Origin of the sequence: Pelagibius marinus, assembly GCF_014925385.1 — a bacterium.
Classification (GTDB): domain Bacteria; phylum Pseudomonadota; class Alphaproteobacteria; order Kiloniellales; family Kiloniellaceae; genus Pelagibius; species Pelagibius marinus.
Genome location: NZ_JACSDK010000009.1, coordinates 339,014 through 355,167 on the forward strand (window position 1 = coordinate 339,014; position 16,154 = coordinate 355,167).

General features: G+C 67.8%; 15 protein-coding genes. 2 read left to right on the plus strand and 13 right to left on the minus strand.

Annotation, left to right across the window (positions count from 1 at the left end):
• Positions 1-2 precede the first annotated feature (2 nt).
• From H7X47_RS11510 to putA, 8 genes are all read right to left on the minus strand, one after another.
• The gene (locus H7X47_RS11510; RefSeq protein WP_193368810.1) at positions 3-509 is read right to left on the minus strand and encodes a hypothetical protein; all 507 of its coding nucleotides are present in this window, start codon (positions 507-509) and stop codon (positions 3-5) included.
• Complete coding sequence (locus tag H7X47_RS11515; RefSeq protein ID WP_193368811.1) at positions 506-2,092, minus strand: cytochrome b N-terminal domain-containing protein; 1,587 nt, start codon at positions 2,090-2,092, stop codon at positions 506-508. The genes H7X47_RS11510 and H7X47_RS11515 overlap by 4 nt, the downstream gene beginning before the upstream one ends.
• Positions 2,089-2,931 carry an SCO family protein gene (locus H7X47_RS11520; protein WP_193368812.1) on the minus strand — a complete coding sequence of 281 codons (843 nt, stop codon included), beginning with the start codon at positions 2,929-2,931 and terminating at the stop codon, positions 2,089-2,091. Before H7X47_RS11520 ends, H7X47_RS11515 begins: the two co-directional genes overlap by 4 nt.
• Entirely contained in the window at positions 2,919-3,800 is an 882-nt protein-coding gene (gene cyoE, locus H7X47_RS11525; RefSeq protein ID WP_193368813.1) for a heme o synthase, read from the minus strand. Before cyoE ends, H7X47_RS11520 begins: the two co-directional genes overlap by 13 nt.
• Positions 3,801-3,819: 19 nt before the next feature.
• A complete protein-coding gene (locus tag H7X47_RS11530; protein WP_193368814.1) occupies positions 3,820-5,550 on the minus strand; it encodes a cytochrome c oxidase subunit I in 1,731 nt (576 codons plus the stop codon).
• Between the two features lie 11 nt (positions 5,551-5,561).
• The gene (locus H7X47_RS11535) at positions 5,562-6,116 is read right to left on the minus strand and encodes a cupredoxin domain-containing protein (RefSeq protein WP_193368815.1); all 555 of its coding nucleotides are present in this window, start codon (positions 6,114-6,116) and stop codon (positions 5,562-5,564) included.
• 27 nt (positions 6,117-6,143) lie between these two features.
• Positions 6,144-6,326 carry a hypothetical protein gene (locus H7X47_RS11540; RefSeq protein WP_193368963.1) on the minus strand — a complete coding sequence of 61 codons (183 nt, stop codon included), beginning with the start codon at positions 6,324-6,326 and terminating at the stop codon, positions 6,144-6,146.
• Between the two features lie 294 nt (positions 6,327-6,620).
• A complete protein-coding gene (gene putA, locus H7X47_RS11545; protein WP_227010382.1) occupies positions 6,621-10,067 on the minus strand; it encodes a bifunctional proline dehydrogenase/L-glutamate gamma-semialdehyde dehydrogenase PutA in 3,447 nt (1,148 codons plus the stop codon).
• A gap of 130 nt (positions 10,068-10,197) precedes the next feature.
• Here putA and H7X47_RS11550 point away from each other — a divergent pair, with 130 nt between their 5' ends.
• Positions 10,198-10,674: an Lrp/AsnC family transcriptional regulator gene (locus H7X47_RS11550; RefSeq protein ID WP_227010383.1), complete on the plus strand. Its 477-nt coding sequence runs from the start codon at positions 10,198-10,200 to the stop codon at positions 10,672-10,674.
• Between the two features lie 98 nt (positions 10,675-10,772).
• Entirely contained in the window at positions 10,773-11,252 is a 480-nt protein-coding gene (locus tag H7X47_RS11555) for a MaoC family dehydratase (RefSeq protein ID WP_193368816.1), read from the plus strand.
• Here H7X47_RS11555 and H7X47_RS11560 read toward each other — a convergent pair.
• The 5 genes from H7X47_RS11560 to H7X47_RS11580 form a co-directional block, all read right to left on the minus strand.
• A complete protein-coding gene (locus tag H7X47_RS11560) occupies positions 11,249-11,437 on the minus strand; it encodes a hypothetical protein (protein ID WP_193368817.1) in 189 nt (62 codons plus the stop codon). The genes H7X47_RS11555 and H7X47_RS11560 overlap by 4 nt on opposite strands.
• Before the next feature lie 745 nt (positions 11,438-12,182).
• Positions 12,183-13,193, minus strand: coding sequence for a zinc-binding alcohol dehydrogenase family protein (locus tag H7X47_RS11565; protein ID WP_193368818.1), 1,011 nt, complete (start codon positions 13,191-13,193; stop codon positions 12,183-12,185).
• A gap of 78 nt (positions 13,194-13,271) precedes the next feature.
• Complete coding sequence (locus H7X47_RS11570; protein WP_193368819.1) at positions 13,272-14,186, minus strand: sugar ABC transporter substrate-binding protein; 915 nt, start codon at positions 14,184-14,186, stop codon at positions 13,272-13,274.
• 75 nt (positions 14,187-14,261) lie between these two features.
• The gene (locus tag H7X47_RS11575) at positions 14,262-15,026 is read right to left on the minus strand and encodes an ATP-binding cassette domain-containing protein (protein WP_193368820.1); all 765 of its coding nucleotides are present in this window, start codon (positions 15,024-15,026) and stop codon (positions 14,262-14,264) included.
• Positions 15,023-16,066, minus strand: a complete 1,044-nt coding sequence (locus tag H7X47_RS11580) for an ABC transporter permease (protein WP_322096472.1) — start codon at positions 16,064-16,066, stop codon at positions 15,023-15,025. The genes H7X47_RS11575 and H7X47_RS11580 overlap by 4 nt, the downstream gene beginning before the upstream one ends.
• Positions 16,067-16,154 lie beyond the last annotated feature (88 nt).

Sequence of the window (16,154 nt, forward strand, 5' to 3'; positions counted from 1 at the left end):
GCTCACTTGAATACAAAGCCGCCCGATTCCGGGCGAAAATCGATGACGAAGCTCTGCGCCGGGACGAGGGTCACCTGCGTTTCGCCCACATAGTCGAAGCCCTGCGTGGCGGGACGGTCGCGCAGGCGCACGGCGATATCGTGGCGGCCCGCCGGCAGAGGAAAGCGCTGGTAGATGCGCGACGGGCCGCTGCCGGCGATGCCGCGCGCCGGCAGCTCCTCGGCCAGCACCGTCGCGCCGTCGATCTCGATCTCGACGTAGATCGGCGGCCGGCGGCGGTCACAGACCTTGGCGATTCGCATGTTCGGCGGCAGCTCGGCCAGCTCTTCCGGCGTTCGCTCGCGGCAGGAGGCGCTGCGGTCGCCGCTGTGCGTAAAGCTGACGCGCAGCAGCGCCATGTCCGCCGGCAGGCTCTGCCAGCCGGGCGCCGCCGAGAGGTAGGCGACGGCGAGCGACAGCGCCAGCGTGGCCGCGCCGCCCAGGATGAGATGCCGCAGGCGCCCCTTCATTCGGCGAGCTCCCGTTGGACGGCCGTCGCCTCGCCCTTTGCCAGTTCATCCTGGCTCAGCGGGCGCGCCTTGTCGTAGGACGGCTGCGCGGCGAGCTGTTCGGCAAAGGCCGCGGTTTCCCGCCGCAGCCGGCCGGTCTCGCTGGGCCCGGCCCAGACCACCAGCAGGCGCTCACGCGGGACCCGTTCCCGCAGGAAGGGATCGCGCCGGCGCGCCACGCGCTCACGCATCCACTCGCCGCCCAGGCGGTTCCAGCATTCGCGTTCGGCGCAGCCGGCGATGCAGATGCCGTCGGCGAGGCCGCGGCTGATGATGAAATCGAGCAAGGCCGGCGGCGCCATCGCCACGCAGGGCAGGACGATGCGGCCCGCTTCCGGCAGGCCGCCGGCGCCATGGCCGCAGGCCAGGGTGAGGACGCGGCCCGGCCCCGACAGTCCGCCCGCGGCGGCGATCACCTGGGTGCGCAGCTCGGCCAGCGAGTAGGCCGGCAGATCGATGCCCGTGACCAGATCGCCCGAGCGGCGGAACGGCGTCGAGGAAGGACAGGCCCCCATGCAGATGCCGCAGGCGACACAGCGGTCGGCATTGACCTCGACCTCGTGGGGAAAGGGCGCCCCGTCGCTGCGCGGCACCAGGTTGATCGCGGAGTAGGGACAGTCGGCGACGCAGCGCGCGCAGCCGTTGCAGTGGTCAAGCGCCACCACCGCCGCCGGCGCCTCTTTGCGGCGGGGAAGCCACGGCAGGCCGATCAACAGCACGCTGAAGACCAGGACGCCGGTCCAGATGACGCCTGCGGGCAGCAGCTCGATGACCGGGTAGAGACTGAGGAGGAACCAGTCGATGCCGACGCGGGCGGGCACCGTCGCCAGGTCCGCGGGCGCCTGGGAGGTCGCCGGCATCAGCAGCGACGCGGCGACCAGGGCCACCAGCGTCAGCACGGCAAGGCCGCGCGCCGGCTTGGTGCGCGCCTGGCTGATGCGCTGGATGTGGATCCACATGGCGAGCAGCAGCAGCAGCGGAATGGCGATGTGCAGGAACACCATCAGCGTGAAGAAGCGGCTGGAGAGGCTTTCCGGCGTCAGGAAGTTGCGCGCGATGGGTTCGGCGAAGACCGGCAGAGCGTCCAACAGCTCGGTAGTGGTCAAGGCGACGTACTGCGCCAGTTCGTCCCACACCAGCCAGTAGCCGGTAATGCCCGAGAGGTAGACGAACCACAGCACCGGCACCCCGGTGATCCAGGAAAACCAGCGCCGCCCCCGATAGCGGTCGAAAACCAACTCACGCAGCAGGTGGACCAGCATCGCCAGGACCATGAGGTCCGAGGCGTAGCGGTGCAGGCTGCGGGCGAGCCCGGCGTGGAACCAGTGGTCCTCGGTCAGCCACTGCACCGAGGCATAGGCGTCCACAACGCCGGTGTCGAAGAAGATGAAGAGGTAGATCCCGGTTCCCGCGACGATCCAGAACAGGAACCAGCCCAGCGGGCCGAGGTTGGCCAGCGGGTTCCAGTCGGGACCGAACAACCGGTCGAGGCCGCGTTCGACCCGGTCGAAGCCGCGACGAAGTACGCTGCGAAGCCCCATCATTGCATCGCGCGGCTGCGCAAGCTCTTCGCAAGGCGCCGGTTGCCCAGCCACAGGCGCAGGATCACGGTGCCGGTGATCAGCAGCGACAGCCCGCCGAAGAAGATGCCGAAGAAGATCCCGTAGTCGAAGCGGTAGGCCCCGGTCAGCGGGTTGTAGACCGTGCAGAGGAAGGAGACCCGGTCCCAGAGATCCGCCGGCGCGAGGGAGCGGGTGACCCTGCCGAGCACCAGGTCCTTCAGCGGTTCCATGAGCACCGGCAGCGGGAAGGTCTCGCCGTAGACCTGACGGTAGACCCGCCCCTCGGCATCCAGGATCGTGGTCTGGGTCACGTGGTCGAAGCCGCCGGCCGCCGAGCGCAAGCTGAAGCCCAGGTCCGACAGCAGCGCTTCCGTGGTGTCGGCGTCGGCGCTGGCGAGGAACCAGTTCTCGACGCCGTCCAGGTGGTGGGTGTCGGCGAAGGCGCTGAGCTGCGCCGGGCGGTCCCGCCCGGCGTCGAAGCCGAAGGTCAGGACCGCGAAGCTCTGTGACCCGAGGGCACGGCGCGCCTCCGCAACGGCGTCGCGCAAATGGTCCGTGGTGATCGGGCAGACCGTGCTGCAGCTGGTGAAGACCAGCGAGATGACCAGGGGACGGCCGCGCAGCTCGGCCAGGGCCAGGGGCGCGCCGTTCCGGTCGGTCAGTACATGGGCTCCGACACTGCCGCCGATCACGGCCTGACTGCGCTCGTAGGCGACGCGGGCGTCGAGCTGAGGCACGGCCGCAGGCGCGGAGGGCACCGCCGCGAGCAGCAGGACGCCGCCCAGCGCCGCCGGCAGAAGCCCCCGGTTCAGAACGCCCATCGAACCCCCTCGTCCAGGATCACACCCAGAGCGAGCAGGGCAAACTGCAACAGCGAGGCGCGGAAGGTCGCCATCGCCAGACGCTGGTCGGGCCGGCGCATCAGGCGCCAGCTGGCCCGGAGGAAGGGCAGCCCGCCGGCCGCGGCGAAGAGCCCGTAGACCGGCCCCATGCCGAACAGCAGCGGCATGAAGGACAGGGCCACCAGCGCCGCCACGTGACTGAAAATGGTCGGGCCCCAGAAGGACGGCTCGGTCACGACCGGCAGCATCGGCACCTGGGCATCGCGGTAGTCTTCGCTGCGGGCCGCCGCCAGGCTCCAGAAGTGCGGCGGCGTCCAGAGAAACAGCACCGCCGCCAGCAGCAGCGGCACGGGCCCGATAAGCGGCTCCGTCGGCGCCGCGGCCGCGGCGGCCCCTGCCAGCACGGCGAAGCTGCCCGCGGCCCCGCCGATCACCACGTTCCACACCGTGCGCTTCTTCAGCCACACGGTGTAGACCAGGCCGTAGGTCGCGGCGCCGCAGAACACCAGCACGCTGGCCAGGGCGCCGCCCACCGAGTAGGCCATGAGCAGCGAGGCGGCCAGCAGCGCCGTGAAGGTGATCGGCCAGATCGCGCCCGCCTTCAACGTTCCCTTGGCGAAGGGGCGGTTGCGGGTACGCTTCATCAGGCGGTCGCCGTCGCGCTCGAGGTACTGGTTGAAAGCCCCCGCCGCGCCGGAAGCGCCCAGCACGGCGATGGAAAAGACCAAGGCTTCAAGCGGCCCCAGCGCCGGGCCTCCGGTGAGGATTCCGACCAGCGCCGCCAGCGCCACGAAGGAGCCGATCCGCAGCTTGAGGATCGAAACCGTCATTCTGAGCGCAGCGATCATGGTTAGGCTCTCCCTTGTCTCAATGGAACAGCCAGAGCTCGGACAGGTACTTCCAGTTCACGAAGTAGTAGAGCACGAAGGCCGTGAAGAAGATGCCGACGAGGATGATTGTGCCGGGCAGCTTCAGCGTGCCTTCGCTGCCGTACTGCGACACCGCTTCGCGTCCCTGGTCGTGCAGCGGAAAGACCATCTTCGCCCCCGGACGGTCGAGCCGTGGACCGGCGAGGATCGAAGCGACAACCACGACTATGAACATGATCCCGCCCAGGGCGGCCAGAATCGCCGCGATACCGTTCAGTCCCATCATGAGGTAGGCGCCCGGCGCGAACTCGAAGGCATGGGCCGCATCCGTCAGCGCAAGGTCCCAGTGACGCCGCGCGACGCCCAGCGTGCCCGCCCCCATCATGAAGAGCGATATGCCGCCGGCGCCGAAGCCGAAGATATAGGGCTGCCAGCGCGCCACGCCCGGCCAGATGATGTCGCGCTGAAAGATCAGCGGCACCACGAGGTAGGTCATCGCCATGAAGGCCAGAGTGGTGCCGGCGACCACCGTGCCGTGGAAGTGCCCGGGCACATAGATCGTGTTGTGCATCAGCACGTTGAGCTGCTCGGTGCCCAGCACGACCCCGGAAATGCCGCCGATGAAGCCGAACATCACCAGCGAGAGGAACATGCCGGCGAAAGCCGGGTTGCCCCAGGGCGCCTTGGTCAGCCATTCGAAGGCGCCGCGCGTGAAGCCGTTGCGGCGCTGCGCCGCCTCGATCGCGCCGGGCACCGTCAGGCCGTGGACCATGGACCCCATGACGGCCAGATACATCATGTAGCTGGTGTTGACGATCTTCCAGGTCGAGCTCATGCCCGGCTCGGCCAGCAGGTGGTGGGCGGAGGCGAGCTGCAGGAAGAGGATGTACATGAGGAAGGCCATGCGGCTGACCTTCTCCGATAGCGGCTTGGCACCGACGACCATGGCCCCGATCGCATACCAGATCGCGACATGGGCGGAGACGTTGATCTGCTGCGACGAGTGCCCCATGCCCCACCACACGACCTTGTACATCAGCGAGTCGATCTCGGAGACCAGGCCGATCGACCACAGCCAGGTGGGGATCAGGATGATGGCGCCGGAGGCCAGGGTGAAGACCGCGATGATGCCGGCCGTGATCGCGCCGAAGGTGACCAGCGGCACCGAGCCGTTATAGGTCTGCTCCGCCTTGGCCACCACAAGGGTTCCGAAAAACACCATGACCCCGATCAGCGCCCCGACCGCGAAGATGATCAGCGAGAGATAGAACCACTGCGAGGCCATCATCGGCGGGTAGGAGGTGAACATCACCGAGGAGTCGCCGCGCAGGACCGCGTAGTTCGCCATGCCCGCGCCAACGAGCATCAGCACGAAGGAAAGCCAGGCGAATCGCGGCGTCGCGAGTCTCGCCCCCAGCACCACGGCGGAGGCGAAATAGAGCACGGCGATCTCGAAGAAGATGATCCAGAACAGCAGCACGTTGGCGCCGTGGCCGGTCAGGACCAGATAGAACATCTCCGCCGGCAGCAGCTGCACCGCCGGCCAGCGCGTCAGCGCGACCAGCAGTCCCATCACCCCGCCGAGGGCCAGGAAGACCACCGCCGCCACGGCGTTGACGCGGATCAGCAGCTCGGCGTTGCGTTCGACCCGCAGCCCGGTGAAACGGCAGGTGCGATAGTTGGCTTCGATGCCCGGGGCCGCGAAGGCGCCTTCTTCAATCGTGGTCATGCCCTTACCCCTTACTCGACGACGCGGATGCGCCCTGTCATCGTGTGATGACCGATCCCGCAGAACTCGTTGCAGATGATGCCAAAGACGCCGCTATCGGTCGGCGTCAGGGTCACGACGTGCTCGTAACCCGGATGGACGGAGATGTTGATGTTGGTCGGCTGCAGGGAGAAGCCGTGCTGCCAGTCCGCCGACGACAGATGAATGCGGTAGCTCTGGCCCTTCTGCAATTCCAGGATCGGCCAGAACTCCCACAGCCGCGCCAGGATGTAGACATCGCCACCGGCCGGCGGACGAACGACGGGGACCCCCTCTTCCTCAAGGGGCTCGCCGTCAGCCCCAATGGCCTGGTACTCCTCGGCGAAGGCCTCGACCTTCTCCACATAGCTCTCCGGCCGGATGCGGTAGGTCTCGGTCGACAGGTTCTGCTCGCCGATGAAATGCCAGGCGATCATGAAGAAGAACATGAAGAGGCCCCAGAGGAAGGCGATGATGATCCAGCCCAGCTCGGTGCCGTGGATCGGTTCCTTCCACCAGAGGCGGTTTGTCGGTGGGGTAACGGCCATGATGCTGCCTCGCGATAAGAAGTGCCGTCAGTTGGCAACGGGAACGGAAGCCACCTCCATCACGCCCCAGACAATGTAGAGGACGGCAGGGATCGTGACGCCGAGGAAGAGCAGAAGGAAGGGGTTGTCCAGAACGCGTTGCATGACGGGCACCGGCTCCTGTTTCGCCGCTTCGCCGCCGCCCGCTTCAGGTGTGTTGCTGTCGCTCATTCTCATCCCCCTCAGGATCAATGGCGGAGACAGGCCGCACCCTCCGGCTAACCGGTCGCCACGCGCCAGGCGCGCATCGCCGCGGCTGTGCCCGCGTCGGCGGGTGTCACGAAGGGCGCCTGCAAGAATTCGACATCCGATTCCAGCCGCCTCTCCATTCAGGCAGGTTTCGACGGCTTGTAATTGACTTTGGTCAAGCACAGGAATCGGAAGGCGAAAGCCTTTCAGATCCGACTGCCCGGCTGGCTTCGCAGAGAGGTGACGCGCCCGGAGGATCCGGACGCCGAGGGACGATCAGGAGGACATGCCGCCGGCGAGAAGGCTCGCGTTGCCGCCTGCCGCGGTGGTGTCGACGCAGAGGTGGCGCTCGTAGAGGGCATGGGCGCTGTCGGGCCGGCCGGTGACCAGCGGGACAATCGGTCCGTCGCGTTCGGCGAGCGCGCAGGCGTAGTCGCGGGCCGCCGCCTCGTCGCCCCACCAGATGACGGCGCCGAAGGCGGGGAGGGTGGCGAGGCGCTCCGGCGCCAGCCGCCCTTCGACGGCGACGGCGTGACCGCCCAGCAGCTCGACCGCGGCGACCTGGTCGCGCGTGGCCGACGCGCCGGGCCCGAGGCAGAGCACGGGCGGGCGCGGATAGGTGAACAGCCGGTTCAGCTCGCCGGTCGGCCCCGGCATGAGCCGCGACCAGACCGCCTTCCGCCCCTCGGGCGCGGTCAGCGCCGAAGCGACGCGCGCGGGCTCGGCGGAGATGTCTTTATCGAAGTTGTGGCGCGCGGCCGGCCGGCGCGTGAAGCGCGGCAGGTAATTCGGGCCGCCCGCCTTGGGGCCGGTGCCCGAAAGCCCCTCGCCGCCGAAGGGCTGGGAGCCGACGATGGCGCCGATCTGGTTGCGGTTGGCGTAGATGTTCCCGGCGTGGACCGAATCGGCAATCTTCTGAACCCGGTCGTCAATGCGGGTGTGCAGGCCGAAGGTCAGTCCGTACCCGGTCGCGTTCACCGCCTTGATCACCTTGTCGAGCTGGCCCGCCTTGAAGGTCGCCAGGTGCAGCACCGGGCCGAAGACCTCGCGCTCCAGATCGCCGATCCCCTCGACGGCGATCAGCGCGGGCGCCACGAAATGACCGCCCGGCAAGGTCTCGAGGCGGTGGATCAGGCGCCCCTCCAGCTCCGCTTGCAGAACATAGGCGGTAATACTCCTCTGGGCCGCTTCGGTGATGACGGGGCCGACGTCGGTGGAGAGTCGCCAGGGATCGCCCAGTTCCAGCTCCTGCATGGCGCCGACGATCATCTCCTGCAGTGTGTCGGCGGTATCCTCCTGAACGTAGAGGCAGCGCAGCGCCGAGCAGCGCTGGCCGGCGGACTGGAAGGCGGAGACCACGATGTCACGGACCGCCTGCTCGGGCAGCGCGGTGCTGTCGACGATCATGGCGTTGAGCCCGCCGGTCTCGGCGATCAGCGGCGTGCCCGGCTCGAGGTGCCGGGCGATGTTGCGCTGGATGGCCCGCGCGGTGGCGGTGGAGCCGGTGAAGGCCACGCCGTTCACCCGCGGATCGGAGGTCAGCGCCGCGCCGACGACGCCACCCGCGCCCGGCAGCAGCTGCAAGGCCGCGCGCGGCACGCCCGCCTCGTGCAGGCGCCGCACGCCCCAGGCGGCGATGGCCGGCGTCGTCTCAGCGGGCTTGGCCAGCACGCCGTTGCCGGCGGCCAGGGCGGCGGCGATCTGTCCGCTGAAGATGGCCAGCGGGAAGTTCCAGGGGCTGATGCAGGTGAAGATCCCGCGCGGCGGTCCGGCGAGGTGCTCGGCCTCACCCGCGTAGTAGCGCAGGAAGTCGACCGCCTCGCGCAGTTCGGCCACCGCGTCGGGCAGCGTCTTGCCGGCCTCGCCGGCCAGCAGCGCGAAGAGCTCGCCGAAATCGCGCTCGTAGAGCTCCGCGGCCCGGCGCAGCACGGCAGCGCGCTCGGCGACCGGCGCGTCCCACGGCCGGGCCGCCGCCAGCGCCGTCTCGACATCCGTCGCGCTGGCGCTGACGACCTCGCCGATGACCGTGCCGGTGGCGGGATTGCGGGCCGTCTCCACCTCTCCGCCCTGCACGGGCCCGGCGAGCAGCGGTTGCACCCGCCAGGGCTCGAGAGGTTTGCGCGCCGCGTCGATCCGCGCCAGTTCCGTCACGTCAAAGAGGTCGAAACCGCGCGCGTTCCGCCGTTCGGGCGCGAAGATCTCGGGCCCGGTCCGCACCACCGGCTCGAAGCGGCCCGGTGCCCCTTCCAGGGCTTCGAAGGGACAGGCCGCCACCGTGCGCGCCGGAACGTTGCGGTCGACGATCTGGTTCACGAAGGAGGAGTTGGCGCCGTTCTCCAGCAGCCGGCGTACCAGGTAGGCGAGCAGGTCGCGGTGGGCGCCGACCGGCGCGTAGATACGGCAGCGCGTGCCTTCCTCCGCATGCACGATGTCGTGCAGCGCCTCGCCCATGCCGTGCAGGCGCTGGAACTCGAAGGTGGCGCGGTCCTGCCCCGCGGCCATTTCCAAGATCGCGGCGACGGTGTGGGCGTTGTGGGTGGCGAACTGCGGGTAGAGGCGGTCGGTGAGACCCAACAGCTTGCGCGCGTTGCCCAGGTAGCTGACGTCGGTGGCGGCCTTGCGGGTGAAGACAGGGAAGTCCTCCAGGCCCTCGACCTGGGCGTGCTTGATCTCCGTGTCCCAGTAGGCCCCTTTCACCAGCCGGACCATGATGCGCCGGTCGTGACGTTCAGCCATCTCGTAGAGGCCGTCGATCACGTCGGGGGCGCGGCGGCCGTAAGCCTGGACCACGACGCCGAAACCGTCCCAGCCCGCCAGCGCGGGATCGGCCAGCACCGCCTCGATCACCTTCAGCGAGAGGCCCAGGCGGTCGGCCTCCTCGGCATCGATGTTGAGCCCCATGCCCGCCTGGGCGGCCTTGCGCGCGAGATCGCGCACCACCGGCACCAGCTCGTCCATGATCCTGGCGGTCTTGGCCACCTCGTAGCGCGGGTGCAATGCCGAGAGCTTGACCGAGATGCCCGGATTGGCGGCGATCTCCGACGCGCTGCAGGCCTCGGCGATGGCGGCGATGGCCTGCGCGTAAGCCCTCGCGTAGCGCGCCGCGTCGCTCCGGGTCATGGCGGCCTCGCCCAGCATGTCGTAGGAATAAGTGAAGCCCTTTGCCTCCTTCCCCTGGGCACGCGTCATCGCCGCCTCGATGTCCTGGCCCAGCACGAACTGGCGCCCCATCTCGCGCATCGCCTGGCCGACGGCGGTGCGGATGACGGGTTCTCCCAGGCGCCGGATCATGCCGCGCAGAGTGCCCGCGATCCCCGGCCGGTCGGCCTCCAGCACCTTGCCGGTGAGCAGCAGTCCCCAGGTCGAGGCGTTGACAAGCGGCGAGGAGGAGTGGCCGATGTGCCGGCTCCAGTCCGAGGGGGCGATCTTGTCCTCGATCAGGGCGTCGATGGTCTCGGCGTCGGGCACCCGCAGCAGCGCCTCGGCCAGGCACATGAGCGCCACGCCCTCGTCGGTCGAGAGCCCGTATTCGGCGAGGAAGACATCCATCAGGCCCGGCCGCGCCTCGGCGCGGATTCGCTCCACCAGCGCCGCGGCACGCTCGACGACCGTGGCGCGCGCGCCGGCGTCGAGGGCGGCCATCTCGGTCAAGGCCTGCAACACCTCGGCCTCGTCACGCCGCTTGTTTGTGTCCCATCGTGGATCGAGGTCGATCATCTTCATCCACCCCCTCTTGGCACTCCTGTTGGCCCGAACGACCCATGATATACCGATAAGGCCGTTTCTTTTGACCAAATCTGGCTATATCATAGGCAAAACGCCTGATCTTTCATGCTTTCGCAGGAATACGGAATTGGCCGACACTTCCCCACTCAAGCTGGACCGGATCGACCGCGCCATTCTCAACGAGTTGGCGCGAAACGCGCGAATCTCAATGATCGAGCTCGGCCAGAAGGTCGGCCTGTCGAAAACGCCGGTCACCGCCAGGGTGAAGCGCCTGGAGGCGGAGGGGGTGATCACCGGCTATGGCGCCGAGCTCTCGGCCGGGCGCCTGGGCCTGGAGCACGTGGCCTTTTTGGAGGTGCGGCTGGCCGACACCCGCGAGCAGGCGCTGCAGGCCTTCAACGCGGCGGTGCGGCAGATCGCCGAGGTGGAGGAATGTCACATGATCGCCGGCGGCTTCGATTACCTGGTGAAGGTGCGCACCCGCGACATCGGCGACTACCGCCGGGTGCTGAGCGAGAGCATCTCGCGCCTGCCGCACGTCGCCTCCACCTCCACCTTCGTCTCGATGGAAAGCGTGCGCGACCGGGGTGTCACCCAGGTCTGAAGGGCCGCGGCCGTGGCCCAAGCAACGCCTCTGCTCGGTTGACGCCTTGGCCCGGCGCACGGCCAAGTAAGTCACCCGGATCTTGGAGCGGAATGTCGATGACAGCGACCGTGGCGTTGAGTGCCGAGGAGTGGAAGGGGCTGACGGGATCGGAAGTCGGCGTCTCCGACTGGGTTTGCGTCGGCCAGCCGTTGATCGACGCCTTCGCCGAGGTCACCGGCGACAAGCAGTTCATCCATGTCGACCCGGCGCGCGCCAAAAAGGAATCGCCCTACGGCGGCACCGTGGCGCACGGCTTCCTCACGCTGTCGCTGCTGCCGGTCATGGCGCGCAACGCCCTGCCCCACTTCAAGAACGCTGGAGCGCGCATCAACTACGGCTTTGATAAAATCCGATTCCTCGCCCCCGTGCCGGCGGGTGCCAAAGTCCGTGCGCGCTTCAACCTGATGCAGGCCGACGAGCGCAAACCGGGCGAACTCACCCTGAAATACGCAGTGACGGTGGAGGTACAGGGCGGTAAGGCACCGGTCGTCGCCGCCGAGTGGCTGTCGCGTGTCCTTCTGGAGGAAGGCGCCTAGCGCGCGGCGAGTGCGGAGACGGAAGCTTCCGCCGGCGCGCTCAAGTCGGCAGCGATCTTCACCAGGCGCGGTCCAACCTTCTCGCTGAGATGCTCGGCGGAGGCGGTGAATGAAGGACCGCCACAGATGAGGCCGAAGACACGCTCGCGGTTCAGCGAAAGCACGGGCACGCCGATGGCGTTCACGCCGGGGCGCCAGTCGCCGAAGGAAGTGACAAAGCCCTGGCTGTCGAGATCGCGCAGCGCCTACTCGACACCCTGTTCGATCTTCGCAAAGGTCTCGGGATCGCGCGCGCAGGCCCGCAGCAGGTATTCGCGCGCTCCCTCCGGCAGGCGCGCCATGGTGGCCCGGCCCATCGCCGAGGAGCCAAGGGGACCACGCCCCCTCGTGTTCCCCGAAAGTGAAGCGGCCAGCGGAGCCCCTCCCCGGCACTGGGAACGGAGCTTTGAACGAATCCGGAAATGCGGAAAGTGAAGACTTTCCCAGCCCTTTTTCTTGCTGATTTTCAGGGGATTGTGGCGCGCCCGGGAAGACTCGAACTCCCAACCTCCTGATCCGCAGTCAGGGGCGGGCCTGCCTCAAGGTCATTATTTCATACGTATTTTGAATGGCGTAAGAAGGAAGGCCGTCTCCATTTAGGGACTCTCATTCCACCTCGGTGATTCCAAAGCCTTATCGGTCAGAGTGGAAACCGGTTCGCACGCTTTCGGATAGGGCAACGTCGTGGCCTGGACGGTGTCTCCTGCGTACCCAAGGCCGATGTCCAAGCTTGCCCGGTCCAATGCTCTCCTTGTGCCAGGGCCTGCCAGTCGGGGGGGACCCCGATCAGGCGGCACCAACCGCCCGGCTACCGGGGCGTTTGGCATTGCGGACGGTCACCAGCGCTCCGCCATGAAGCAGAGAGGAAAGTGGTGCCGGCTTGGTGCCGGCTCAGTCAATTTCGATGACAGCCTTTATCAGCCCCGACTTCCGGGCCGCCCAGACAGGAATGCTGCTGGCCGCCTCGCGCAAGGGGATACGATGCGTGATCAGGCGGTCGACCGGGACGGCCCCCTCCCTGATCGCCGACATGACATGCGCGAAATCCGCCGAGGTGGCGTTCCGGCTGCCCAGCAGGGTCATCTCCCGGCTGTGGAAGACCGGGTCCGAGAAGGTGATCGTCTCCTTGACGACGCTGACCAGCACGTAGCGCCCGCCGTGCGCGACGAATTCGAAGCCGGCTTCGATCGCCTGCTGGCTGCCCGTCGCGTCGAAGACGATATCGAAACCCTCGCCGCCCGTCAGTTCGCCAATGGCCGGCGCGACATCGCCCCCCGCCAACGCCGCCTCGGCCCCGGTGACGGCCTTCGCCGTTTCGGCGCGCTCGGGATCGCGGTCCATCACCGTCACGCTGGCACCGGCCAGCCGCGCGAAGAGCGCGGCGCCGAGGCCGATCGGCCCGGCCCCGACGACCAGCGCCCTGTCGCCGCCGCGCACCGCGCCGCGCCGCACGGCGTGGGCGCCGATGGAGAGGAATTCCACGGTCGCGCACTGGTCTACGCTCAAACCCTGAGCGGGTATCAGGTTGGGCAGCGGCACGCAGAGCCGTCCGGCCATGCCGCCGTCCTGGTGCACGCCCAGCACCGAGATGCGGGTACAGCAGTTCGGCTTGCCTGCCCGGCAGGCGACGCAATCCCCGCAGGAGAGATAAGGATTGACCACGCAGATCTCTCCCGGCGCGACGCCAGCTCCCGGAGGCGCCTCAACAACCTCGACAGCCAGTTCGTGCCCCATCACCCTCGGGTATTCGAGGAAAGGGTGCTTGCCCTCATAGATATGGTAGTCGGTGCCGCAGAGCCCGACCCGATGCGGGCGCACCAGTGCCGCCTCCGGGCCCGCTTCAGGCGCCGGCGACTGGCGCAACTCCAACCTGCCGGGTTCCACGCAGACAAGGGCTTCCACCGCAGACACCTCCGGTTCGGACTTGTTTCGCAAGCGGCAAAGCGAAGGCCGGCATACCTGCCGGCCTTCGCCACCTCCTTACTGGAACTTGCTCATGTTTTCCTTGGTGACCAGCGCCGCGCCGGAGTCGATCAGCGATTCGACGCGTTCACCGCGAATGGCCTTGACCAAGGCATCCACGCCGAGCTCCGCCATCTTGGACGGGAACTGCGCGACCGTGGCATCCTCGGTACCCGCGGCAAGGGCCTCCGCTTCGCCGCAGCAGAAGTCGAAGCCCACCAGGATGGGGCGCTGGTCCAGGTCGGCGTTCTTGATCGCCTGCGCGGCACCCGCCGCCGGCGGACCGCAGGCGGAGAAGATCGACTTGATGTCGGGGTTGGCGGTCAGGAGGTCCTGGGCGACGTTGATGCCCAGCTCTTCGGTGCAGTTGGTCGCCCCGCGGCCGACGATCTTGACGTCGACGCCCTGCAGCCCCTCAAGCATGCCGTTCACCCGATCGTCGAGGGACGGCACGCCGGGCACGCCTTCCAGGATGCCCAGGGTGTCACCATCCTTCAGCTTGGTCTTCAGGTACTCCCCGGCGATCTTTCCGGCGGCGTAGTTGTCCGTGGTCGCCAGCGCCGTCCGGCCGTCCCAGTCGGGAATGTTGTTGTCCATCAGGACCACCTTCACGCCCGAAGCGATCGCCTTGTCCAGCGCCGGCGCCACGGTGGGATCGACCGGCGTGATGGCGATGCCCTGGACGCCGTTAATGACCATGGACTCGATGAGCGCGATTTGCCCTTCGATGTCGGTTGCCGAGGCCCCCTGGCCGTAGATGATCTCAACGCCCGGGTTGGCTGCCGCATAGTCCTTGGCGGCGTTCTCCATGGTGGCAAAGAACGGGACCGGAAACTTCGTAATGAAGCCGATCTTCACCGGATCGGCCGCCGACGCCGGGCCGGCAATCCCGGCAAGCAGCGCCATACTCCCTAGCAGCATTCGCAGTTTCATTTTATTTCCTCCCATTTTTTCATCGTTCCGCAGCGGAACGACTCGTTTTCCGCCGTCTGCCGGCGGCGAGGTCCGTTACCCCTCGGCACCGACGATCATGGAGACCAGCTCCTGCTGGCTGGCACGGCTCGGCCGCAGCTCGCCGACCTTGCGGCCCTGGCGCAGCACCACCGCGCGGTCCGCAAGCTCGACCACCTGCTCCATGTTGTGGGTAATGACGATCACCGCGTTGCCCTCCGCGCGCAGCTGTACGATGAGATCCAGCACCTTGCGCGACTCGCGCAGGCCCAGGGCGGCGGTCGGCTCGTCGAGGATCACCAGCTTGCGTGCGAAGACCGTTGCGCGGGCCACTGCGATCGCCTGGCGCTGGCCGCCGGACATCAGCGCCACCGGCGCGTCGAGCTTGGGCAGCTTGACCCTGAGGCGCTCCAGCACCGCCGCGGTATCCCGGTTCATGGCGCGGCGGTCGAGGAAGCGCAGGCCCCGCGGCAGCCAGCGCGGCCAGGCGATCTCCCGGCCGCAGTAGAAGTTCTCCGCCGGCGTCAGGTTGTCGAACAGCGCGAGATCCTGGTAGACGGTCTCGATGCCGGCGCGTCGAGCGGCGGCCGGTGAGTGGACCGGCGCGGCCTCGCCGTCGAGCAGGATTTCGCCTTCGTCCAGGGCGTGCACGCCGCTGATGCACTTCACCAGCGTCGATTTCCCGGCGCCGTTGTCTCCCAGCAGCGCCAGCACTTCGCCGCGATAGGCTTCCAGGCTGACGTTCTTCAGGGCATGCACCGCGCCGAAACGCTTCTGGGCGTTGCGCACCGTGAGCACGGGAGGGGTCGCGGCGGCCGTCATTGGGTCTTCGCCGCCTGGATCGTCCGTGCGCGCTTTTCCAGGTAGTTGCGCAGCACGTCGGCCTCCACCGCCGCTACGATGATGACGCCGATGGCGATCATCTGGAAGAAGACGTTCACGTTCATCAGGTTGAGCGCGTTGCGGATCACGCCGATCATCAGCGCGCCGATCAGCGCGTGGCCGAGGTTGCCGCGCCCGCCCAGGAAGCTGGCGCCGCCGATGATCACCGCGGCGATGGTGTCGAGCTCCAGCAGGTTACCGTAGAGCGGCGAGCTGGCGCCGGTGCGGCCGGAGAGCACGACTGCGCCGATGCCCGCGCAGAGCCCGGAGATCATGTAGGTCGACAGCAGCACGCCCTTCACCGGTATGCCGAGTTCCCGCGCCGACTCCGGATCGCCGCCGACGGCATAGATCCAGCGCCCCCAGACCATGGTCTTGGTGAGCACCAGGACGATGGTGGCGACGCCGAAGACGACGAAGAAGGAATTGGGAAAGCCGAAGGACGACGCGCCGCCGATGAAGGTGATGGCATCGGGCATGCCGCGCATGGTGGTGTGGCCGATGCTCAGTTCCAGCGCCAGCCCCTTGCAGATGCTCAGTGTCGCCAGGGTGATGATGAAGGGATGCGGCAGGCGCCCGAAGACGTAGAACAGCCCGTTGACCGCGCCCACCACGGTGCCGGCGGCCAGCATCGCCAGGATCACAAGCGTGGGGGAGTCGGTGACGCGGAACATCAGCCCGCCCATGACCGTGGCCAGCGCCAGGTTGGCGCCGACCGAAAGGTCGATGCCGCGGGTGAGGATGACGAGGTGCTGGCCGATCGCGACGACGGCGATCACCGCGGACTGCGCGAGGATATTGCTGAGGTTGGCGGGTTTCAGAAAGTTTGGGGTCAGCAGGCTGATGGCGACCGCAAGGGCGATGAGAATCAGCAGCGGCCCCACGCCGAGCAGCCGCAGCGCCAGCGAAACCGCGGAGCCTCCCCCTCTGGCCCGGTCACCTTCCGGCGCGGCCGTTGCGACGTCCGACTGGTTGGCCACCTTGCCTCCCTGACAAACCGACCGTTTTGCTTGATTGTTTCTTATCGAGAAAAACCCACCCTAGGCCGGTGGTCAATTTGTTTTTTAT

What these genes read in the sequence shown, in the direction of transcription:
- H7X47_RS11575 (WP_193368820.1), bottom strand. Translation starts at nt 15,026, where the DNA reads ATGACGGCCGCCGCGACCCCTCCCGTGCTCACGGTGCGCAACGCCCAG.
- H7X47_RS11570 (WP_193368819.1), bottom strand. Translation starts at nt 14,186, where the DNA reads ATGAAACTGCGAATGCTGCTAGGGAGTATGGCGCTGCTTGCCGGGATT.
- H7X47_RS11555 (WP_193368816.1), top strand. Translation starts at nt 10,773, where the DNA reads ATGACAGCGACCGTGGCGTTGAGTGCCGAGGAGTGGAAGGGGCTGACG.
- H7X47_RS11510 (WP_193368810.1), bottom strand. Translation starts at nt 509, where the DNA reads ATGAAGGGGCGCCTGCGGCATCTCATCCTGGGCGGCGCGGCCACGCTG.
- cyoE (WP_193368813.1), bottom strand. Translation starts at nt 3,800, where the DNA reads ATGATCGCTGCGCTCAGAATGACGGTTTCGATCCTCAAGCTGCGGATC.
- H7X47_RS11515 (WP_193368811.1), bottom strand. Translation starts at nt 2,092, where the DNA reads ATGATGGGGCTTCGCAGCGTACTTCGTCGCGGCTTCGACCGGGTCGAA.
- H7X47_RS11520 (WP_193368812.1), bottom strand. Translation starts at nt 2,931, where the DNA reads ATGGGCGTTCTGAACCGGGGGCTTCTGCCGGCGGCGCTGGGCGGCGTC.
- H7X47_RS11530 (WP_193368814.1), bottom strand. Translation starts at nt 5,550, where the DNA reads ATGACCACGATTGAAGAAGGCGCCTTCGCGGCCCCGGGCATCGAAGCC.
- H7X47_RS11540 (WP_193368963.1), bottom strand. Translation starts at nt 6,326, where the DNA reads ATGAGCGACAGCAACACACCTGAAGCGGGCGGCGGCGAAGCGGCGAAA.
- putA (WP_227010382.1), bottom strand. Translation starts at nt 10,067, where the DNA reads ATGAAGATGATCGACCTCGATCCACGATGGGACACAAACAAGCGGCGT.
- H7X47_RS11535 (WP_193368815.1), bottom strand. Translation starts at nt 6,116, where the DNA reads ATGGCCGTTACCCCACCGACAAACCGCCTCTGGTGGAAGGAACCGATC.